Below are 21782 nucleotides of genomic sequence, written 5' to 3'. Positions count from 1 at the left end.
AAGGCCGTCTGAACATTTTCAGACGGCCTTGTTCTATCTATAAACTTCCTGCTTATTTCGGCAATACCAAAAAGCTAATCAGCAATTCTTTGAATACAAATCCAAACACGCCCAAGCCCAAAACCAAGAAGAGCATGGCAATGCCGAATTTGCCGGCCTTGGATTCTTTACCCAAGTTCCAAACGATAAAGCCCAAAAAGATAATCAGGCCGGTGAGGAGGATTTTCATTGCCCACGAGGCGAATTCTGCTTCAGACATTATTTTTTTCCTTTTATTCTTTGGATGTGTGTTTGATTGCTTTCAGACGGCCTATTAAATTTTAAGGCCGTCTGAGATTTGTTTTTAGATTATTTGTTCAATGCTTGTTGCAAATCATCAATCAAATCGTCGATGTGTTCCAAACCGACAGAGAGGCGGATCAAGCCCGGGCGGATATTGGCGGCGAGTTTTTCTTCAGGCTGCATCCGGCCGTGCGTGGTTGTCCACGGATGGGTGATGGTCGAGCGCACGTCGCCGAGGTTGGCAGTACGGGAGAAAAGCGCCACACCGTCCACGACTTTCCATGCGGCTTCTTGGTCGGCGACTTCAAAGCCGATGACGATGCCGCCGCCGTTTTGTTGCTTGCGGATAAGCTCTGCCTGCGGATGGTCGGGCAAACCGGTGTAGTACACGGCTTGGACTTGCGGCTGTTGTTGCAGCCATTGGGCGATTTTCAGGGCGTTGTCGAATTGTTTTTCCATACGCAGCGACAGGGTTTCCACGCCGCTCAACAACTGCCATGCGTTAAACGGCGACATTGCCAAACCGCAAGAGTTGCAATATATGGCAACTTGCGTCATCAGCTCTTCCGAACCGGCCAATACGCCGCCCATCACGCGGCCGTGGCCGTCGATAGCTTTGGTTGCGGAAGAAACGGAAATATCCGCACCGTGTTTCAAAGGCTGCGAGCCGACGGGCGACAAGAGGCTGTTGTCCACCACCAAAAGCGCGCAGATGCTGTGCGCCAGTTCAGCCAGCGCTTCCAAATCGGCAACTTCGCCCAATGGGTTGGACGGAGTTTCCAAGAAAAACAGTTTGGTATTGGGCTTGATGGCCGCTTTCCATTCATCTACATCAACCGGCGATACATGGCTGACTTCGATGCCGAACTTGGTAACGATGTTGTTGATGAAACCGACGGTCGTGCCGAACAGGCTGCGGCTGGAAACAACGTGGTCGCCTGCTTGCAAGAAGGTAAAAAACGCCGCCTGAATTGCAGACATACCGGTCGAAGTGGCTACCGCGCGCTCCGCGCCTTCCAATGCGGCAATGCGTTTTTCAAAAGCGGCAGTAGTCGGATTGGCTGTACGGGTATAGGTAAAGCCTTTAATTTTTTTGGAAAACAAATCTGCCGCATGTTGCGCGCTTTCCCACATGAAGCTGCTGGTCAAAAACAGCGCCTGATTGTGTTCGCGATATTCGGTCTGCTCTTTGCCGCCCCGGATGGCCAGCGTTTGCGGATGAAGTTTTTTGTTCATTTATTCTCCAATCTACTGTGTATTCCAATGGACGGAACAATATTTTTCCGTCTGTTTAACTTGTTAACATTTTGCGCCGATTTCTACCATCTTTCAAGCCGAAGGCCGTGTTTCAGGCCGTCTGAAAAAATAGGAAAACCGTTTTTACTGATAAAGGTGGCCGTCGTGTTTCAACCAGCCGTCGGTATGCCGGCCTGACGGGTCATGGTGCGTCCAATGGATAACGCCGCCCTGCTCCGACCATTCATATTCTCCGTAAAACGCTACTTTATCGCCTTTTTTCAAACCCTTAATCTTATCGGCAAGGTCGATATTGTGTGCCACCAAAAGCGTCTGGCCGCTGGAGAGCTTCAAGATAAAGCGTTGGTGGCGCGTGCCTTTGTTGTCATCCGGCAGGGTTTTCCATACCGTACCCTCGCCCTCAACCTGAATATCGCTTTGTTCGTTTTCAAACGCCTGTTTCAAAACTGCTTCTGCCGATTGCTTGCCCGAACCGGTTTGCTGTTGAGCCGTATCGGCGTTTTCTCCGCCCGCATTGTTTTGTTTTTGAACGGCTTCTATTTTCTGCGGATGCTGCGATTGTAGCGGCTGCTTGTTTTGCATTTTTTGATAGGCAAATACGGCAACCAGAGCAATCAGCAATACAATGATTTTGTTTTTATTCATAACAATCTCAAAAAAAATGCCCGATTCTGCATCGGGCATATCAACTATTTAGAAAGGATATTTATCACGAAAACGTGAGCCGCCATTATACACGCTTCGCAAAATTTTAAGGGAAATTTATGCCAAAGGCCGTCTGAAACTTTTCAGACGGCCCGGATACTCAGCGGCGGTATTTCATTTCAACCTTCATATCGTCCAGAATACGTTTGACGTTGTGTTCCAATACATCTTCCACCAAACTCGGCGCCTGCTCGTTGAGCATTTGCTGCAACTGGTAAGTGAACACGGCCATTTGTTTTTGCACGGCAATCCGAATCATGCCGTTGACCGCATCGGCCACATGGGGGCGCAAACGTTTAATCAGACGCTCGGTCAAATCTTTTTCAGAAACGCAGAATACTTCCCGACGGCCGATCGCCTGCGGATTCAATACATTAATATGGACATTGACGGCCGGTTCTTTTTCAGGTTCAGGACCGTCTGAAACCGCCCCTTCAGCCGCTTCCGCACCATCATTTTCCGGTTTTTCAGTTTCTTCCACTTCAGCCACATCAAAATCTACGGCACCCGATTTCGGATTCAGTCTGACGGTGCGCGTCGATTCGATATGACGGTCTGAAGCCGCAGCCTGCAATGCTGATTGCGCGCTCAACCAGTTGTCCTGCAAAACCACCATCGCATCGGTTTCCACTGCCTCGCCCTCGTCGGCAAGGGCAGTATTGTGTTCCAACTGCCAGCGGTACAAATACTCCTGCAGCACTTTTTCACGATTGTCCGCATCTAATTTATATTCTTTTTTAGGCGCGGTTTTGGGCGCAACATCGACAGCGTCGTCCGATTTTTTGACCAATGGCGCATGAGTCGGCGCAGTATTGAATTGTCGTGCCTGACGCAATCTTTCCAAGCGTTTTTCCCAATTCAGATCTTCTTCCTCGAGGGCTGTGGGGTCAAGACGATTGTTTTCCATAATAATCTCGTTTTTTCATTTTTATTGTGAACCGCATTCAAACAAAAAACGCTTGAACTGCGGCCGATGGTTGGACATATCCGGCAAGCCGGCGCAAGCGTCACATTTTAATATTAATTCACTATATAATCACTATTTTATTTAATATACCCTCAAGGATACATCATGAGCAGCATCGAACAACGCCTCGAATACTTGGAAGAAGCCAACGACGTTTTGCGTATGCAAAACCACGTCCTCGCCACCGCACTCAAAGGCCTTATCCGCTCCCTGCCCTCCGACATGGCCAACGATGCCGTAGAATCCATCCAGCTTGCCTTTGAAGACGCGTTGGCGGAATTGAGCTACGAAGACAGCCCGCACACCGACCTCTTCCATGACGTAACCTACGCATTTTTCCGAGAAAAAGACCACTGATTTCGGCTAGTTTGTTCACAAAATTATGCTAAACTAAGATTTTATCCGTTAACATTTTATTAAGAAAGCACATATCATGAATATGAAAAAATGGCTGGCCACTGCCCTCGCTTGTTCCGCCCTTGCCCTAACTGCCTGCGGCGGTCAAAGCAACAATGCCTCTGCTCCTGCCGATAAAGTGTACCGTGTCGGCTCCAATGCCGAGTTTGCCCCATTCGAATCTTTGGATTCTGCCGGCAAAGTGGAAGGTTTTGACGTAGATTTGATGAATGCCATGGCCAAAGCCGGCAACTTCAAAGTCGAATTCAAACACCAGCCATGGGAAAGCCTCTTCCCATCCCTGAATAACGGCGATGTGGACATCGTAATGTCCGGCGTAACCATCACTGACGACCGCAAACAAAGCATGCTCTTCAGCGACCCATACTTTGAAATTACCCAAGTCGTCCTCGTTCCAAAAGGCAAAAAAGTAGCTTCTTCCGAAGACCTGAAAAACATGGCCAAAGTCGGCGTGGTAACCGGCTACACCGGCGACTTCTCCGTTTCCAAACTCCTGGGCAACGACAATCCGAAAATCGCCCGCTTTGAAAGCGTTCCCCTGATTATCAAAGAATTGGAAAACGGCGGTTTGGATTCCGTCGTCAGCGACAGCGCGGTTATTGCCAACTATGTGAAAAACAACCCGACCAAAGGCCTGGATTTCATCTCCCTGCCTGACTTCACCATCGAAAACTACGGCATCGCTGCACGCAAAGGCGACGAAGCCACCATCAAAATGTTGAACGATGCGCTGAAAAAAGTACGCGAAAGTGGCGAATACGACAAAATTTACGCCAAATACTTTGCTAAAGAAGGCGAAAAAACAGAAAAAGCCGAAGCAGCCAAATAATCCGGTATGACTTCTTAAACTTAAAGGCCGTCTGAAAGCTTTTCAGACGGCCTTTTTTTGGTTAACCTCATTTAACGCAAGCGCCCACTATAATCCGCTGGTTTTTATCCTTCAAATGAAAGACACGCCATGATCAAACCCCTTATCCTCAGCCTCGCTGCCGCCACTGCTTTGGCCGCCTGCTCCGCTTCTGAAAAACAAGAATCACCCAACGTCGGCGTGGCCAATCCGGCTTCCGAATTCTGCCTCAAACAAGGCGGCAAATCCGAAATCAAAAAAGACAAAGACGGCAACGAATACGGCGTGTGCCACTTGCCTGACGGTAAAGTCGTTGAAGAATGGGAATATTTCCGTCAACACAACAAATAATTGCTCAATCATATAAAAGGCCGTCTGAACCCAAGTTTCAGACGGCCTTTTCATTTAAACAGCGATTATTTTACTTCCAGTTTGGTCACGCCGCCCATATACGGTTGCAACGCGGCAGGAACATTAATGCTGCCATCGGCATTTTGATGGTTTTCCAATACTGCCACCAAAGTACGGCCGACTGCCAAACCTGAGCCGTTCAAAGTATGTACCAAACGGTTTTTGCCGTTTTCATCTTTGAAACGCGCTTTCATGCGGCGTGCTTGGAAATCTTCGCAGTTGGAGCAGCTGGAAATTTCGCGATAGGTATTTTGCGCAGGAACCCAAACTTCCAAGTCGTAAGTTTTGGTTGCGCCGAAACCCATGTCCCCGGTACACAAAGTAATCACTCGGTATGGCAGTTCCAACGCTTTCAAAATATTTTCAGCATGGCCGACCATTTCTTCCAGCGCTTCGTATGATTTTTCCGGATGAACGATTTGCACCATTTCCACTTTGTCGAATTGGTGTTGGCGAATCAAACCGCGCACGTCTTTACCGTATGCGCCTGCTTCGGAGCGGAAACATGGAGAATGGGCGGTCAGTTTCAACGGCAAATCGCTGCCAGCCACGATGCTGTCGGCAACGGTATTGGTCAGCGTTACCTCGGCGGTCGGAATCAGATATTGCGTTTTCTTGCTCTCGTCGCCGCCGCGGGTAACATGGAACAAATCTTCTGCAAATTTAGGCAGTTGGCCTGTGCCCTGCAAAGTGGTGTCATCCACGATATAAGGCGTGTAATGTTCGGTATAGCCGTGTTTCAGCGTGTGCGTGTCCAGCATGAATTGCGCCAGCGCTCGGTGCAGGCGGGCGATTTGGCCTTTCATCACGGTAAAGCGCGCGCCGGAAAGTTTCGCACCGCCTTCAAAATCCAAGCCCAAAGGCTCGCCCAAATCAACATGGTCTTTGATTTCAAAGTCAAATTCACGCGGCGTGCCGACTTTGCGGACTTCAACGTTTTCAGTTTCATCTTTACCGACAGGCACGCTTTCGTGCGGTAGGTTAGGAATACTCAACAACCATGCGTCCAATTCCTTCTGAACGGCATCCAAATCAGCGGCAGCCTGCTCCAAATCTGCTTTGATTTGGGCAACCTGATCCATCGCAGCTTGAGCTTCTTCGTGTTTGCCTTGGCCTTTCAACGCGCCGATCTGCTTGGAAATACTGTTGCGCGAAGCCTGCAACTCTTCTGTTTTCACTTGAACGGCTTTGCGTTGCTCTTCCAAAGCGTTGAAACGCGCGGTATCAAACTCATAACCGCGTGCGGCCAAACGTTCGGCAACTGCGGCGGTATTGCTGCGGAGCAATTGGATGTCTAACATTGTTTTCTCTCGTTTAGATTCAGAATGGCATTATTGTAAACCAATTTAAAGATATTTTCACAGCGACAGGCCGTCTGAAAACAAAAAACGCCCCTGCAAAAAGCAGGGGCGTTTTTTAAGAATTTTGGCACGCCCACGGGGATTCGAACCCCGGTTGCCGCCGTGAAAGGGCAGTGTCCTAGGCCTCTAGACGATGGGCGCGTAACCGAAGCGCGAACTATACAGAAAGCCTTTTCTTCTGTCAACGCCTTTACTGCATTTTTAAAGATGTTGCCGATTTCCGTATGTTATTTTCCCTGTATAATGCCGGTTTTAATAAAAAGGAAAACTCGCCATGTGGTTTAAGCAAATCAGTTTTTATCCGCTCAACAAAGACAAATTGCCCGAATTGGAAGTCCTTGCCGACAAATTGGCGCAATCCGAATTTGCCCATTGTCAGAGTTTGGACTGGTTTAGCGAAGGTTTTGCCACGCCGGTTTCCTTTTCGCCCGAGTTGGTTTTCCCTGCCGATTACGCTTGGCGCGTGGCCCTGAAAAAAGAAGAAAAAGTCCTGCCTGCCGGCGTGATCCGCGATATTTTGGATGAGAAGGTTTTGGAAATCCAAAACAACGAAGCGCGCAATGTCGGCCGCAAGGAAAAACAAGAGCTGAAAGAGCAGATTACCGACGACCTGCTGCCCCGTGCCTTTACGCGCAGCAGTCGCACACAGGCGATTTTCGACACGCGCCACGGGTATCTTTTGGTCAACAATGCCGCATCTGCCAAAGCGGAAAACATCCTGACCAAGCTGCGCGAAGCGTTGGGCGGTTTAGAAGCCTCGCTGCCCAACACCAAACAATCGCCCTCTTCCCTGATGACCAGCTGGCTGCTGCAAGGCCATTGCGAAGGCGGTTTTGAATTGGACAGCGATTGCGAACTCAAAGGCGTAGGCGATGTTGTTCCGGTCGTCAAAGTTTCCAAACAAGACCTGACCGCCGACGAAGTGGTACAACACGTCAAAAACGGCAAAACCGTTACCCAGCTGGGCTTGGTATGGCGCGAACAAATCGCGTTTATCCTCACCCAAGACTTTACGCTCAAACGCATCCAGTATCTGGACGTTTTGCAAGAAGAAGCCGAAAGCAACGGCGACGATGCCGCCAGCCTCGCCTTTGCCTCGCAAATCCTGATGACCGAAGCCATCAGCACCATGTTGGAAGAACTGGTTTCTTATTTAGGTGGCTGGCAAGAGTAATTTTTCAGACGGCCTTTTGATTGGGAAATATCAAAGGCCGTCTGAAATATAAATAGAAGTATCAGAAAGGATGTCATGATGTTGGGCGCAGTCATCGGCGATATTGCCGGATCACGATTCGAGTTTGACAACTACCGTCATACCGATTTCGATATTTTCAGCCCCGACAGCGACTTTACCGATGACACGATTTGCACTGTTGCCATTGCCGATTGGGTTTTACAAGGCTGCAACGATAATTTAGCCTCTATTTTACAAGGCTGGTGTAGGGCATATCCCTGCCCTAAGGGCGCATATGGCGGCCGCTTCTCACAATGGATAGAATGGAAAGATCCTGCACCTTATAATAGCTGGGGCAACGGCTCTGCCATGCGTGTTTCTGCCGTTGGCTGGGCATTTGCCACATTGGAAGAAACCCTGCATTTTGCCGAACAATCCGCCGCCGTAACGCACAACCACCCGGAAGGCATTAAAGGCGCGCAAGCCGTAGCCGCCACCATCTTTTGGGCGCGTACCGGCATGGGCAAAGCGCAAATCAAAGAAAACATTACGCGACAATTCGGCTATGATTTGAGCCAAAGTTGCGACCAAATCCGCCCGCATTATCATTTCAACGAAAGCTGTCAGGACACCGTACCTCAAGCAGTTACCGCCTTTCTTGAAAGCGATGATTTTGAACACGCCATCCGACTGGCGGTTTCCCTGGGCGGAGACAGTGATACCTTGGCGGCCATTACCGGCAGTATTGCCGAAGCCTACTACGGTATCCCTGCATCCATGCGCGAACACGCTTTAGCCATATTGCCACGCCGCATTGCTGAAACCCTGCTGAATTTTGAATCCCAATATCAGGCCGTCTGAAACCGCCTGCAAAAAGGAATGAATAATGAAATACCTCGCCCTACTCCCTATCGCCTTCATGCTGGGTACGCCTGCCATTGCCGAAACCATCAATCCTTATCAAGAAAAAGGTTGCGTTTACGATGGCGATGTCGGCAAAGACGGCAAACCATCCGGCAAAGGCACATGGAAATGCCAAGACGGCCGCAGCTATGTCGGCGCCTTTAAAAACGGCAAATTTGACGGCAAAGGCGTATATACCGTTTCCGGCAACAGCGAAACCTTTATCGAACCTTTCTCCTCCAACAGCGCCAAATTACGCAATATGACGCTGGAGGGCGTGTTCAAAAAAGGCAGGGCGCACGGAAACTTTACCGCCTCCCAAAACGGCACACCCGTCTTCGTCATGAAATGCGAAGACGGTATGATTAAAGAAGTCAAACTGGCTAAGAAATCTGCTTCCAAAACCAAATAAACAGCCTTTCAGACGGCCTTATCCGGCTTTTAGGCCGTCTGAAACATCAATTGACAAGCCTGTCTAAAGGCTGTCGTGTTGATTTCAAAGAATTTCCAAACAACCCTTACCCCAGGACAACCACCATGAGCATTAAATCCGACAAATGGATACGCCGCATGGCCGAAGAACACGGCATGATTGAGCCGTTCGAGCCCAACCAAATCAAAGAGGCCAACGGCCAGCGCATCATTTCCTACGGCACATCCAGCTACGGCTACGACATCCGTTGCGCCAATGAATTCAAAATCTTCACCAATATCAACAGCACCATCGTCGACCCAAAAAATTTCGACCCGAAAAACTTCGTCACCGTCGAAGACGACTGCTGCATCATTCCGCCCAACTCCTTTGCACTGGCGCGCACAGTCGAATATTTCCGCATCCCGCGCAACGTCCTGACCGTCTGCTTAGGCAAGTCCACCTACGCACGCTGCGGCATCATCGTCAACGTTACCCCGTTCGAGCCGGAGTGGGAAGGCTACGTTACGCTTGAGTTTTCCAACACCACGCCGCTACCGGCAAAAATCTACGCAGGCGAAGGCGTGGCCCAAGTCTTGTTCTTTGAAAGCGATGAAGTCTGCGAAACTTCATACAAAGACCGCAACGGCAAATACATGGGACAAACCGGTGTTACCCTGCCCAAAACCTAATATCAAAGACCAAACAAAAGGCCGTCTGAAACTTTCAGACGGCCTTTTATCATTTCAGTTAAAAACGGCGTTTCAGCTTGCAAGCCTGCAAGATATGGACGGCGAGTTCTTCCACAGATTTGTCCGTAGTATTGGTAAACGGAATACCGTGGCGTTTAAACATATTTTGCGCATCGGCAATCTCACTGCGGCAAGTATCGATTTTGGCATAAGTCGAATTAGGGCGGCGTTCCTGACGGATAGCCTGCAAGCGTTCAGGCTGAATGGTCAAACCGAACAGCTTATCTTTATAAGGCTTGACCATACGCGGCAAATCGGTCGATTCCAAATCATCGGGAATCAGCGGATAGTTGGCGGCTCGGATACCGTATTGCAAGGCCAGATAGAGACAAGTCGGCGTTTTGCCGGAGCGGGAAACCCCCATCAAAATCACATCGGCTTCTTTCAAATTCTTATCACTGACACCGTCATCATGATTCAGTGAAAAATTGACCGCCTCCATACGCGCATCATAGCGTTGGGTATTGCCGATACCGTGGTGCCCCTGCTGGGCGGCAACCGCCTCCGTATTGAGCTCCTTTTCCAAAAGACCGAGAAAGGTTTCAAAGAAATTAATATGGAACGCATTGGCTTTCTTGATGATTTCACGGATTTCGTCATTGACTACACTGACAAAAGCAATCGGGCGCACGCCGAATTTTTCGGCGGACTGGTTGACTTTGTCTACAACAGCACGCGCTTTTTCAGGCGTATCGATAAACGGATAGGTATGGCGTTTGAACTCAACATTGCCAAATTGGTTCAGCAAGGCTTCACCGATATTTTCAGCGGTCAGGCCGGTTCGGTCGGAAATATAGAAGACTTGGCGTGGATCAGTCATAATGAATCCTCTTGAAGGTAACGTTTCAGACGGCAATCATAGCAGTTACAGCCTTTGCAATAAAGCGACTCCCGGCAGATTACACAGTATTACAACAAATTTGAACAAATTTTGAATTGGCACAAAATTTTATTTTTTGATATTTTGTAGAATTTTATTCCAAAATTGCAAAATAAATCTTGTTTATCAAATTTATTAACTTATTTTGTTTTCCATATTTAACAATAGGATAACTCACAAAAACATGAATCTGATATTCACATTTCAGAAGACTACACGCTTGAAAAGCACAGTATCACAGACGAATTTGTGATTTTAAAAAAGATAAAACACATGACAGCCATCAAACGAATGGCTACAATAAGCAGGCGGATTTGTTTCTTTTTTAACATTTTTGGATTGGATTGGACACACAAATGGCCGAAAACTACGTTATTTGGTTTGAAAACCTGCGTATGACTGACGTTGAGCGAGTGGGCGGTAAAAATGCCTCTTTGGGCGAAATGATCAGCCAACTGACTGAAAAAGGCGTACGCGTTCCCGGTGGTTTTGCGACCACTGCCGAAGCCTATCGCGCTTTCCTGGCTCACAATGGTCTGAGCGAGCGTATTTCCGAAGCCCTGAAACAACTGGATGTTGAAGACGTTGCCGAGTTGGCGCGCGTGGGTAAAGAAATCCGTCAATGGATTTTGGATACTCCGTTCCCTGAGCAGCTGGATGCTGAAATCGAAACAGCTTGGAATAAAATGGTTGCCGATGCCGGCGGTGCGGACATTTCCGTTGCCGTACGTTCTTCCGCAACAGCAGAAGACCTGCCGGATGCTTCTTTTGCCGGACAACAAGAAACCTTCTTGAACATCAACGGCTTGGAAAACGTTAAAGAAGCCATGCGCCATGTATTCGCTTCCCTGTACAACGACCGTGCCATTTCTTACCGTGTCCACAAAGGCTTCGAACACGACATCGTTGCCCTTTCCGCAGGCGTACAACGCATGGTGCGCTCCGACAGCGGCGCGTCCGGTGTGATGTTCACCATTGATACCGAGTCCGGTTACGACCAAGTCGTTTTCGTTACCTCTTCTTACGGCCTGGGCGAAAACGTCGTACAAGGCGCGGTCAACCCTGACGAATTCTATGTATTCAAACCTACTTTGAAAGCAGGCAAACCGGCTATCCTGCGTAAAACCATGGGTTCGAAACAAATCAAAATGATCTTTACCGACAAAGCCGAAGCCGGTAAATCTGTCACCAACATCGATGTACCTGAAGAAGACCGTCAACGCTTCTCCATTACCGACGCCGAAGTTACCGAGTTGGCCCATTACGCGCTGACCATCGAAAAACACTACGGCCGCCCAATGGACATCGAATGGGGCCGCGACGGTTTGGACGGCAAACTCTACATCCTGCAAGCCCGTCCTGAGACTGTAAAATCCCAAGAAGACAGCAGCCGCAACCTGCGCCGCTTCTCTATCAACGGCGAAAAAGTTGTCTTGTGCGAAGGCCGTGCCATCGGTCAAAAAGTCGGCCAAGGCAAAGTACGCCTGGTGAAAGATGCCTCCGAGATGGATTCCGTTGAAGCGGGCGACGTACTCGTTACCGACATGACCGACCCGGATTGGGAACCGGTGATGAAACGTGCTTCCGCCATCGTGACCAACCGCGGCGGCCGTACCTGCCACGCAGCGATTATCGCGCGTGAATTGGGTATTCCTGCCGTAGTCGGCTGCGGCGACGCAACCGATCTGCTTTCAGACGGCCAAGAAGTGACCGTATCTTGTGCCGAAGGCGATACCGGCTTCATCTACTCCGGCCTGCTGGACGTACAAATTACCGATGTTGCTTTGGACAACATGCCTAAAGCCCCTGTCAAAGTGATGATGAACGTTGGTAACCCTGAATTGGCATTCAGCTTCGCCAACCTGCCTAGCGAAGGCATCGGCTTGGCACGTATGGAATTCATCATCAACCGTCAAATCGGTATCCACCCTAAAGCCTTGTTGGAATTTGACAGACAAGACGACGAATTGAAAGCGGAAATTACCCGCCGTATCGCCGGCTACGCTTCTCCTGTTGACTTCTATGTCGATAAAATCGCGGAAGGTGTGGCAACTTTGGCTGCTTCGGTTTATCCACGCAAAACCATCGTCCGTATGTCTGACTTCAAATCCAACGAGTACGCCAACTTGGTGGGTGGCAGCATTTACGAACCGCACGAAGAAAACCCAATGTTGGGCTTCCGTGGTGCAGCGCGTTATGTAGCCGATAACTTCAAAGACTGCTTCGCACTCGAGTGCAAAGCCTTGAAACGCGTCCGTGACGAAATGGGTTTGACCAACGTCGAAATCATGATTCCATTCGTTCGTACTTTGGGTGAAGCAGAAGCTGTTGTCAAAGCCCTTAAAGAGAACGGTTTGGAACGCGGCAAAAACGGCCTGCGCCTGATCATGATGTGCGAGTTGCCGAGCAACGCGGTATTGGCGGAACAATTCCTGCAATACTTCGACGGCTTCTCCATCGGCTCTAACGACATGACCCAGCTGACCCTCGGCCTCGACCGTGACAGCGGTTTGGTATCCGATTCCTTCGACGAACGCAATCCTGCCGTTAAAGTGATGTTGCACTTGGCAATCTCTGCCTGCCGCAAACAAAACAAATACGTCGGTATTTGCGGTCAAGGCCCGTCAGACCATCCGGACTTTGCCAAATGGCTGGTTCAAGAAGGTATCGAAAGCGTATCGCTCAACCCTGATACCGTGATTGAAACTTGGCTGTATTTGGCTAACGAATTGAACAAATAAGTTTGATGAGACCAAAATCCCCTGCCCGTTTATCTCGGCAGGGGATTTTTATTGCCTTATTCAATGCCGTCTGAAAGAACTTTCACGTTCTTTTACCTTTTCAAAAAAGTCCCCTTGCATCAAAAAGATATAGAAATATTCAGCCTTATCTACAAATTCTCAATGGTACTATATTGCCTTTCCGCATTTTATCCCATGCCTTTTGAGTGAACCTTTTTTCACTCTTCCTATCTATCATATACAGTATAACGATACATTTAGAAACAACCCATGAATACAACCTTTATTTCCACCTTTCAGACGGCCTTAAAACGTCTGGCACTCATCAGCACCATTGCCGTCTTAGCAGCCTGCGCCGGCAACAATACCTCTTCCAACCGCGCCGTACCCGACGGCTACTACAAAGTCCGCCCCGGCGATACCCTGACCCAAATCGCCAAACGCTACGGACAAAACGTCAATACACTGGTTGCATGGAACAATCTTCCCAACGCCTCACAAATCGAAGTCGGTCAAGTATTGCGCGTCCGCCGTCATGTTGCCTCCCGCAATACTGCTACGCAGCAACGCCAAGCGACCGCCGTTACCCCGATCAACCGGTTAAGTTTGCAATGGCCGACCGATAACGCCTCATCTTCCATTATCCAACGCTACAACGGCACAACCAGCAAAGGCATAGATATTGCAGGCACACAAGGCCAACAAATCCGTTCTGCCGCAGCCGGTACCGTCATCTACGTTGGCGAAGAAGTCCGCGGCTACGGCAAGCTGATTTTAATCAGCCACAACGACTACACCATTACCGCCTATGCCCACAACGACACGCTTTTAGTACAAAAAGATCAAAAAGTCCAAGCCGGCCAAGTTATCGCCACCATGGGCAGCAGCGATTCAGACAGCGTCAAGCTACATTTTGAAGTTCGTCTAAACGGCAAAGCAGTCGATCCCCTGCCTTATTTGACCAGAACAAATTAATGTCCCAATCAAAAGGCCGTCTGAAATACTATTATTTCAGACGGCCTTTTGATTATCTTGCTATAACAGCTATTTCAACAAAATCTTTTCCTATTTAACTTATGTTGATTGAGTGTAAACGCCGTTATACAATAACAACTTTTTTTAACATTCCATTTCAGGTGCCCTACTATGTCTCCTAACCGCATCCTTGCAACCGCACTCTTGTTTGCATCTGCATTTGCCAGCGCAGATGTCCATATTGATGAAAGCATCCCTTACCGCGACAAAGAAGAAATCGATACCCGTATCGTTTCCGAATGTTTAGAAGTGGGCAGCATTATGTCCAACTCCTTGCAAGAAACTGCAGCCAAAAGTGATGTAACGGTTGTCCGTGACGGTAAAAAACAAGGCACATACGCAGATATCGCCATTACTTCCGCTATGAGCGCAGGCAATGCCTTTATCGGTCACGCCAAAGGTATGGCAGTTTCAGCCACTTTGTATGTTGACGGCAAACAAATTAATAAAAAAAACTTTTACCCGCAACTCTTCCGGCGGCATGTTTGGCGCCTATAAAAGCTCTTGTGCGGTCTTAAATCGCACTTCTAAAGTATTGGGTTCAGATATTGCCCAATGGGTGGTCCGCGAACAAAAAAATGCTCAAAACAAATAAAACCCCAATTTGATAAAGGCCGTCTGAAAAACCGTATTTCAGACGGCCTTTATATTTTCTATTTCTCTAGAAACAAAGAAATAAATTATTCATTAATCATTGTCAGAAATAGAGAATTTTATTTTCAACGCCCTTGATTTTAGAATATCTACCCTCAATTATTAAAACTATAAGAATTTTGTATATGAGCAGTCAAAGGAATAACATGGCAGAAAAAAACTATTATGAAATACTAGGCGTTGCCAAAGATGCGGATGAGGCCGAAATCAAAAAAGCCTACCGAAAACTGGTGCGCAAATACCACCCCGATGTAAGCAAAGAACCTGACGCAGCCGAACGTACAGTAGAAATCAACCGTGCCTACGAAACGCTTTCCGACAAAGAAAAGCGGGCCGAATACGATGAAATGTTGGCTAATCCTTACGGACGTAGCGCCGGAGGCAATCCGTTCGGTCAAGGCGGCAATTCGTTTGGCAATGGATTTAACGGTGGCGGCTTCCGCTATGAACGTCATGAAGGCGAGCCGTTCGGAGCGGGAGACTTTAATTTTGAAGATCTGTTTTCATCATTCCGCCAATCCCACACTCGTTCCGAGCAACCCCGCGGCCCAATAAAAGGCGAGGATCAACATGCTGAATTGAGTATTGATATTTACGCAGCGTATGTTGGCGCAGAACGTAGCATGACTTTGAATGTGCCGACGCTAGACGAACACGGACGTGCGGTTTATCAAAATAAAACCCTCAACGTCAAAATTCCCAAAGGCATTGCAGAAGGCCAACAAATCCGTTTGGCCGGTCAAGGTTTGCCGGGATACAACGGCGGGGAAAACGGTGACTTGTACTTAAAAATCAAGTTCCACGACCAACCTGATTTATATGTCAAAAACAGGAAAGACGTATATCAAACAATAGATATCAAACCTTGGGAAGCCGTATTGGGCGGCAAAATCATCGTCCCTACTGCTTCAGGCCGCTTACAGGTCAATTTGCCTGCCAACAGCCAAAGCGGTAAAAGCATCCGCCTTAAAGGCAAAGGTATTCCTGCAAAAGAAGCCGGAGACCTTTATCTTAATATCCGCATTAATGTTCCGCCAGTAGAGAGCGAAGCCGACCGTGCCGCATGGGAAAAATTGGCCGAACACTTTGCCGCAAAACAAGCATAAGAGAAAGGATAAATTATGATTCAGCCCTCCGATATTACCCTTACTTTTGAAGAAATCGTTGCCGCCAGCCGCTGCCGTCGCGATTGGCTGTTGGAACTTATAGCAGAAGACATCATCAGCATCGATGGTGCACCCGAAAAAAGCACCTTCAGTGGTTTTCATCTTGCCCGCATCCGTCGCGCACAACGCTTAAGCCGTGATTTTGAAGCCGGCATTCCCGCATTGGGGCTGATTATGCGGCTGTTGGACGAGGTGGAAGAACTCAGAAAAATACAGCGTCCGCTGGTACTGCTCGAAGATGAGTAAATATTGGCAAGTTGTTCGCTTAAATATTGATGGCAAGACAAAATCTTTGATGTTTATTGATATTCCATAATGAAAGGCCGTCTGAAAATATTTTCAGACGGCCTTTTTATTTATGCCTTCATTAACAACAGCGTCCGCCGTTGCTACCGCAACGGCGTTTGCGGCAGTAGTCTTGGAATTGCAGCTCGGTCATGACCGGCGCATTAGGATTATGTTTGCGCTGACGGGCAACGTAGTTTTCATAATCCGGGACACCAGCCATCAAGTTTGCTGTCAACTTGATGGTTTTCCACCAAGATGCGAGCTTATGCTTCACTCTGAGCCTCCGGCTGTTTGCCGTCGCGGTACACTGCCGGAATTTCTTTAGCAGTTGGCCAGCCGACTTTGCGGGCTTTCATGGCGGTACGCAAACCGTACACGGCGACAATCACAACAACTGCCAGGAACAAAGCGGTCAAACCGGCATTGATTTGGTCGTTGAAGATGATTTGTGACATTTCGCCAATGTCTTTAGCTGGGGCAAGGACTTCGCCTGAAGCCAAGGCATCGCGGTATTTGCCTGCGTGAGCCAAGAAGCTGACGCGCGGGTCGCTGTGGAACAGTTTTTGCAAACCAGCATAGCAGGTTACGAACAATACGCCGACAGCCGGAACCAAGGTTACCCAAACATAGCGGTCGCGTTTCATTTTCACTAATACAACGGTACACATAATCAACGCTACGCCTGCAAGCATTTGGTTGGCGATACCAAACAACGGCCAGAGCGAGTTGATACCGCCCAGAGGGTCAGTTACGCCGGTATAGAGGAAGTAACCCCACAATGCCACGGCAAAGAATGTTGCAACCAAGTTGGCAGGGATAGAGTCGGTGTTACCGAATGGTTTGTAGAAGATACTGCCCAAGTCTTGAATCATGAAACGGGCAACGCGTGTACCGGCGTCAACCGCAGTCAAGATGAACAAGGCTTCAAACAGCAAGGCAAAGTGATACCAGAACGCCATCATGGCTTCGCCCGGAATCAGACGGCTCATGATGTGTGCCATACCGACTGCGAGGGTTGGCGCACCGCCTGCACGGGACAGAATGGTGTTTTCACCCACTTCTTTAGCAGTGTGCAACAGGGTTGCGGCATCAACAGGGAAGTTCAGTTTGGTGGTGATAACTTCGGCAGCAGTGTTGGCATCTGTACCAATCAGCGCAGCCGGACTGTTCATCGCGAAGTACACGCCTGGCTCAAGCGAAGCGGCGGCAGCCAGCGCCATAATGGCCACAAAGCTTTCCATAATCATGCCACCGTAACCGATCATGCGGACGTGGGTTTCGTTTTCCACCATTTTTGGCGTGGTACCTGAAGAAATCAGCGCATGGAAGCCTGAAACCGCACCACAAGCGATGGTAATGAACAAGAATGGGAACAATGCACCAGAGAATACCGGGCCTGAACCATCGATAAAGTGGGTAACCGCAGGCATTTGCAGGGTTGGGTTAACAATAACGATACCCAAAGCCAAAGCTGCAATCGTACCGATTTTCAGGAAGGTAGACAGATAGTCGCGCGGAGTCAGCAAGAGCCAAACCGGCAATACGGAAGCCACGAAACCGTAAATCATAATCGCCCAAGTCAGCTGAATGCCGTCAAGGTCGAACCAATGGCCGAAGGAGCTGTGGGCAACATCTTCACCATAAATCACGGCCAACATCAGCAAAATAAAGCCGACGATGGAAATCTCGCCAATTTTGCCCGGACGGATGTAACGGGTGTAGATACCCATAAACAGGGCAATCGGCATAGTCGCTGCGATGGTGAACGTACCCCAAGGGCTGTGAACCAATGCTTTCACCACGATCAGTGCCAACACCGCCATAATGATGACCATAATCATCAAAATACCGATGGATGCAATCACACCGGGAACGGTACCGAGTTCTTGTTTCACGATATCGCCCAAAGACTTACCGTCACGGCGCATAGAAACAAACAGTACCATCATATCCTGTACGGCACCGGCAAACACCACGCCGAAGATAATCCACAAAGTACCGGGCAGATAACCCATTTGCGCTGCCAATACAGGACCAACCAGAGGGCCTGCGCCGGCAATAGCGGCAAAGTGGTGGCCGAACAGTACGCCTTTATGTGTAGGAACATAGTCCAAGCCGTCATTGTGGCGTTCTGCCGGAGTCAGACGGTTAGGATCAAGCTGCATCACACGGTTGGCAATGTAAAGACTGTAGAAACGGTAGGCAATGCAGTATACCGAAATGGCGGCCGTAACCATCCAAATCGCACTGACTTGCTCGCCACGGCTGAGAGCTAAAGTAGTAAAGGAGGCCAAGCCTACCAAAACCACAATGCCCCAGATCAAAAATGATTTGAGCGATTTCATTGATTTATCCTTAAAACGTGATGCACCAAGGCTTGCTTTAGCGACAAACTGCCTTAATGCGCTTCAGAAAGACCAGTCATTATAGTCTTCATGATTTCATGAGTGAAATGTCATTTCAACCCAAATTCGACTGAAAACAAAATGATTAGTTCGTCCGTAAGGTTAACACAAACAGACAATATACCCTTCATTTTTTACTTCAAAACCAAATATTCCTTAACATATAGCAAACGAAAGGCCGTCTGAAAACCCAAATATTCAGTTTTCAGACGGCCTGACAAACGGTCAATGCTATAATCCGATATTCCCATTTCTCCATATTGCCATACCATGCAAAACAACGATTCCGAAACCATGCGCCTCTCCAAACGCATGGCACAATTAGGCTTATGCTCTCGCCGCGAGGCAGACAGCTACATCGAGCAAGGCTGGGTCAAAGTCAACGGCCAAACCGCCGTACTCGGTCAAAAAGTCACCGAGCGCGACCGCATCGACCTCAACAAACAAGCCCATGAAAAACAAGCCGCACGCGTAACCATCCTGCTGAACAAACCCGTCGGCTACGTCAGCGCGCAGGCAGAAAAAGGCTATAAGTCTGCCGCAGAACTCATTACCGCCGACAACCATTGGGAAGGCGACGATAGCCGTATCCCTTTCAGCGAAAAGCACAAATTCGGCTTAGCCCCTGCCGGCCGCTTGGACATTGACTCTGTCGGATTGTTGGTACTCACTCAGGACGGCCGCATTGCCAAACAGCTGATTGGCGAAAACAGCAGTAGCGAAAAAGAATACCTTGTCCGCGTCCGTGGCAAACTGGACGACAAAGGCCTCGCCCTGCTCAACCACGGCTTGAGTTTGGACGGAGAAAAATTGCGCCCCGCCAAAGTCGAATGGCAAAACGAAGACCAGTTGCGCTTTATTTTGCGACAAGGCAAAAAACGCCAAATCCGCCGTATGTGCGAACTGGTCGGACTGCGCGTCGTCGGTTTGAAACGCATCCGCATGGGCAAAGTCAAACTCGGCAGACTGCCGCCGGGCAAATGGCGTTATTTACGCGCTGACGAATCGTTTTAATTGCAGATAACAAAAAGGCCGTCTGAAAACACATTTCAGACGGCCTTATCTTTTACTACTTACTCGATATAAGTAAACTTCGCACGTTTGATATTGCAAAGGATTTCGTACGGAATCATACCGGCAACTTCGGAAACTTCATTGATATTAATTACATCGCCCCAAAGCTCGACTTCCGCGCCCAAGCCTTCTTTCGAGGCTTCCAACTCAACCGTAATCATATCCATAGATACCCTGCCGATAATACGGCTGCGTTTGCCATCCACGGCCACAGGAGAATTAGTGGAAGCGCGACGCGGATAACCGTCGGCATAGCCGCAGGCAATCAAACCGACACGGGTAGATTTGCTGGTGTAGAACGTTGCGCCGTAGCCAATCGGGGAATGCGGCTGCAACACACGCTCACCGAAAACGCGGGAAGTCAGGCGCATAACAGGTTTCAAACGCTCATCCACACCGCCGAAAGGCGAAATACCATATAAGGCCAGACCGGCACGGCCCCAATCGCGGCGCGCTTCAGGCACGTTCAAAATCACGGCGGAATTGGCCAAGCTCTCTTCGCCTTCCAAACCCTCACACGCCAAATCAAACGCTTCAAGCTGCATTTCGGTCATGCCGTTTTCCGGCTCGTCCGCGCAGGCAAAATGGCTGAATTTCACAATGTTTTCAACTGATTCAGATTGTTTCAATGCAGTATAGGCCGCGGCATAATTGTGTGGAAAGAAACCGGCACGGTGCATACCAGAGTCCATTTTCAGCCATACAGTTGTCGGATGTTGCCACTCATGATGCACAAACGCCTCCAGTTGCCATTGGCTGCCGATTGCCGGCCACAAATCATAACGGTCAACATCCGCATACTCCGCAACATCAAATACGCCTTCCAACAAAACAATCGGATTTTTAATGCCGTTTTGACGCAACTCCACGCCTTCATCTACCGTTGCCACCGCAAAGCCGTCGGCAATATCCGCCAACGCGTGTGCACATCTGACCGCGCCATGCCCGTAAGCATCGGCCTTAATCACAGCCAACAATTTATTGCCATGCAACTCTTTGAGAAAACGATAATTTTGACGTAAATTATCCAAACGGATTTGCGCATTGAGCGGACGCATAATGTATTCCTCTTATCGGCATTCCGTTTCAGACGGCCTGCCCCATTACTTTGAAGCAAATATTATAGGTCAAAAACCATACAGGATTCCATGAAATACACAAGATTAATATCTTCCTTTCGCCTTACCTTTAAGGATTTATGCTTCTTCTGAGCCTGTTTTAAGGTTATGATGTCATCCAAATTGAAAACGACAAATATCAAAGCCATGAAAGAACTCGACAAAACCGACTTAAAAATTCTCAAGCTCCTGCAACAAAACGCACGCATCCCCATGACCGAATTGGCTGAAAAAGTCGGCCTATCTACCACGCCGGTAACCGAACGCGTCCGCCGCTTGGAACGCGACAACCTTATCACCGGCTATCACGCCCATCTGAATCCACATGCCTTAGGTCAAAGCCTCTTGGTCTTTGTCGAACTGAAACTGCGTTCCAAATCCGGCAATATTTTTGAAGACTTCAAACGCGAAGTACTGAAGATTCCGCAAATTTTGGAATGCCACTTGGTCTCCGGCGAATACGACTACCTCATCAAAGTCCGCCTACCCAATATGTCCGCCTATCGCGATATGCTCGGCAATATCCTGCTGCAACTGCCGGCTGCAGCCGAAAGCCGCAGCTATGTTGTCATGGAAGAAGTCAAAGAAGAAGTAGTATTAAACATCTAATTCCATTCAACCAACAAAGGCCGTCTGAAAGATTACAACATTCAGACGGCCTTTGTTTTAAATAGGCAAAAAAATGCACACATCCGACAGAATGTGTGCCAAGTCTACAAAGGAGAAATAGAGGAGAAACTATTAACTGACTACTCGAACCAGCTAACGAAACGAATTATGCAACAAGAGCTTCAACCGCGCAAGTATTTTTCTTGTAAAGTTTCTTAATTATCCAATTTACAGAACTTAAATGTAATCATGTTTCAATATAGACAAAAAAATGCGCATACCGTTTCGATATGCGCCAAGTCTACAAAGGAGAAATAGAGGAGA

The 21782-nt window shown here is 48.6% G+C and carries 23 protein-coding genes and 1 tRNA gene; 14 read left to right on the top strand and 10 right to left on the bottom strand.

From position 1 onward, the window contains the following. Positions 1-52: 52 nt before the first annotated feature. From HMPREF2551_RS04680 to HMPREF2551_RS04665, 4 genes are all read right to left on the bottom strand, one after another. Entirely contained in the window at positions 53-259 is a 207-nt protein-coding gene (locus tag HMPREF2551_RS04680; RefSeq protein ID WP_003747401.1) for a DUF2788 domain-containing protein, read from the bottom strand. Between the two features lie 89 nt (positions 260-348). Further along, positions 349-1518, bottom strand: a complete 1170-nt coding sequence (metZ, locus tag HMPREF2551_RS04675) for an O-succinylhomoserine sulfhydrylase (protein ID WP_070837473.1) — start codon at positions 1516-1518, stop codon at positions 349-351. Positions 1519-1662: 144 nt separating this feature from the next. After that, on the bottom strand, positions 1663-2223 hold the full coding sequence (locus HMPREF2551_RS04670) for a DUF3465 domain-containing protein (protein ID WP_070837471.1): 561 nt from the start codon (positions 2221-2223) through the stop codon (positions 1663-1665). A gap of 121 nt (positions 2224-2344) precedes the next feature. Further along, a complete protein-coding gene (locus HMPREF2551_RS04665) occupies positions 2345-3151 on the bottom strand; it encodes a hypothetical protein (RefSeq protein WP_070837469.1) in 807 nt (268 codons plus the stop codon). A gap of 165 nt (positions 3152-3316) precedes the next feature. Here HMPREF2551_RS04665 and HMPREF2551_RS04660 point away from each other — a divergent pair, with 165 nt between their 5' ends. The 3 genes from HMPREF2551_RS04660 (at position 3317) to HMPREF2551_RS04650 (ending at position 4826) form a co-directional block, all read left to right on the top strand. After that, on the top strand, positions 3317-3568 hold the full coding sequence (locus HMPREF2551_RS04660; RefSeq protein ID WP_070588139.1) for an NGO1151 family protein: 252 nt from the start codon (positions 3317-3319) through the stop codon (positions 3566-3568). Between the two features lie 76 nt (positions 3569-3644). Beyond that, positions 3645-4457 carry a basic amino acid ABC transporter substrate-binding protein gene (locus HMPREF2551_RS04655; protein ID WP_070837467.1) on the top strand — a complete coding sequence of 271 codons (813 nt, stop codon included), beginning with the start codon at positions 3645-3647 and terminating at the stop codon, positions 4455-4457. Between the two features lie 129 nt (positions 4458-4586). Further along, on the top strand, positions 4587-4826 hold the full coding sequence (locus HMPREF2551_RS04650) for a putative hemolysin (protein WP_070837465.1): 240 nt from the start codon (positions 4587-4589) through the stop codon (positions 4824-4826). 65 nt (positions 4827-4891) lie between these two features. On the opposite strand, the gene serS is transcribed toward HMPREF2551_RS04650, so the two are convergent. Both serS and HMPREF2551_RS04640 read right to left on the bottom strand, forming a co-directional pair. Continuing rightward, positions 4892-6187: a serine--tRNA ligase gene (gene serS / locus HMPREF2551_RS04645; RefSeq protein ID WP_049323048.1), complete on the bottom strand. Its 1296-nt coding sequence runs from the start codon at positions 6185-6187 to the stop codon at positions 4892-4894. A gap of 125 nt (positions 6188-6312) precedes the next feature. Further along, positions 6313-6388 (bottom strand) — tRNA-Glu (locus tag HMPREF2551_RS04640). Positions 6389-6521: 133 nt separating this feature from the next. On the opposite strand from HMPREF2551_RS04640, the gene rdgC reads away from it, so the two are divergent. From rdgC to dcd, 4 genes are all read left to right on the top strand, one after another. Then, positions 6522-7421 carry a recombination-associated protein RdgC gene (gene rdgC / locus HMPREF2551_RS04635; protein ID WP_070837463.1) on the top strand — a complete coding sequence of 300 codons (900 nt, stop codon included), beginning with the start codon at positions 6522-6524 and terminating at the stop codon, positions 7419-7421. A gap of 78 nt (positions 7422-7499) precedes the next feature. Continuing rightward, positions 7500-8282 (top strand): ADP-ribosylglycohydrolase family protein, encoded by a 783-nt coding sequence (locus tag HMPREF2551_RS04630; RefSeq protein ID WP_070837461.1) that lies wholly within the window; start codon positions 7500-7502, stop codon positions 8280-8282. A gap of 58 nt (positions 8283-8340) precedes the next feature. After that, a complete protein-coding gene (locus tag HMPREF2551_RS04625; protein ID WP_283122416.1) occupies positions 8341-8736 on the top strand; it encodes an MORN repeat-containing protein in 396 nt (131 codons plus the stop codon). A gap of 125 nt (positions 8737-8861) precedes the next feature. Next, entirely contained in the window at positions 8862-9428 is a 567-nt protein-coding gene (gene dcd / locus HMPREF2551_RS04620) for a dCTP deaminase (RefSeq protein WP_003680541.1), read from the top strand. Between the two features lie 58 nt (positions 9429-9486). Here dcd and HMPREF2551_RS04615 read toward each other — a convergent pair whose 3' ends face one another. Further along, on the bottom strand, positions 9487-10308 hold the full coding sequence (locus HMPREF2551_RS04615; protein ID WP_070837457.1) for a posphoenolpyruvate synthetase regulatory kinase/phosphorylase PpsR: 822 nt from the start codon (positions 10306-10308) through the stop codon (positions 9487-9489). 416 nt (positions 10309-10724) lie between these two features. On the opposite strand from HMPREF2551_RS04615, the gene ppsA reads away from it, so the two are divergent. From ppsA to HMPREF2551_RS04590, 5 genes are all read left to right on the top strand, one after another. Next, complete coding sequence (gene ppsA / locus HMPREF2551_RS04610; RefSeq protein WP_070837455.1) at positions 10725-13109, top strand: phosphoenolpyruvate synthase; 2385 nt, start codon at positions 10725-10727, stop codon at positions 13107-13109. Between the two features lie 270 nt (positions 13110-13379). After that, positions 13380-14084, top strand: a complete 705-nt coding sequence (locus HMPREF2551_RS04605) for a peptidoglycan DD-metalloendopeptidase family protein (RefSeq protein ID WP_070837453.1) — start codon at positions 13380-13382, stop codon at positions 14082-14084. A gap of 171 nt (positions 14085-14255) precedes the next feature. After that, entirely contained in the window at positions 14256-14642 is a 387-nt protein-coding gene (locus HMPREF2551_RS04600; protein ID WP_239665345.1) for a hypothetical protein, read from the top strand. A gap of 302 nt (positions 14643-14944) precedes the next feature. Next, positions 14945-15904 carry a DnaJ C-terminal domain-containing protein gene (locus HMPREF2551_RS04595; RefSeq protein ID WP_070837451.1) on the top strand — a complete coding sequence of 320 codons (960 nt, stop codon included), beginning with the start codon at positions 14945-14947 and terminating at the stop codon, positions 15902-15904. 15 nt (positions 15905-15919) lie between these two features. Next, positions 15920-16210 (top strand): chaperone modulator CbpM, encoded by a 291-nt coding sequence (locus HMPREF2551_RS04590; protein ID WP_049343948.1) that lies wholly within the window; start codon positions 15920-15922, stop codon positions 16208-16210. Between the two features lie 121 nt (positions 16211-16331). Here HMPREF2551_RS04590 and HMPREF2551_RS04585 read toward each other — a convergent pair whose 3' ends face one another. Together HMPREF2551_RS04585 and HMPREF2551_RS04580 are read right to left on the bottom strand one after the other, a co-directional pair. Beyond that, a complete protein-coding gene (locus HMPREF2551_RS04585) occupies positions 16332-16526 on the bottom strand; it encodes a YbdD/YjiX family protein (RefSeq protein WP_049343946.1) in 195 nt (64 codons plus the stop codon). Beyond that, positions 16516-18597 carry a carbon starvation CstA family protein gene (locus tag HMPREF2551_RS04580; protein WP_070837449.1) on the bottom strand — a complete coding sequence of 694 codons (2082 nt, stop codon included), beginning with the start codon at positions 18595-18597 and terminating at the stop codon, positions 16516-16518. The genes HMPREF2551_RS04585 and HMPREF2551_RS04580 overlap by 11 nt, the downstream gene beginning before the upstream one ends. A gap of 330 nt (positions 18598-18927) precedes the next feature. Between HMPREF2551_RS04580 and HMPREF2551_RS04575 the strand changes: the two genes are divergently transcribed. Continuing rightward, entirely contained in the window at positions 18928-19671 is a 744-nt protein-coding gene (locus tag HMPREF2551_RS04575) for a pseudouridine synthase (protein ID WP_036493902.1), read from the top strand. Between the two features lie 59 nt (positions 19672-19730). Here HMPREF2551_RS04575 and alr read toward each other — a convergent pair whose 3' ends face one another. Then, on the bottom strand, positions 19731-20789 hold the full coding sequence (gene alr / locus HMPREF2551_RS04570) for an alanine racemase (RefSeq protein ID WP_070646159.1): 1059 nt from the start codon (positions 20787-20789) through the stop codon (positions 19731-19733). Positions 20790-20996: 207 nt separating this feature from the next. Here alr and HMPREF2551_RS04565 point away from each other — a divergent pair, with 207 nt between their 5' ends. Further along, the gene (locus tag HMPREF2551_RS04565) at positions 20997-21458 is read left to right on the top strand and encodes a winged helix-turn-helix transcriptional regulator (RefSeq protein WP_083308766.1); all 462 of its coding nucleotides are present in this window, start codon (positions 20997-20999) and stop codon (positions 21456-21458) included. The last annotated feature ends 324 nt before the right edge of the window (positions 21459-21782 follow it).

It is taken from the genome of Neisseria sp. HMSC066H01 (genome assembly GCF_001837375.1).
In the GTDB taxonomy this organism is placed as follows: Bacteria; Pseudomonadota; Gammaproteobacteria; order Burkholderiales; family Neisseriaceae; genus Neisseria.
This window is presented reverse-complemented; position numbering and strand designations above follow the sequence as displayed.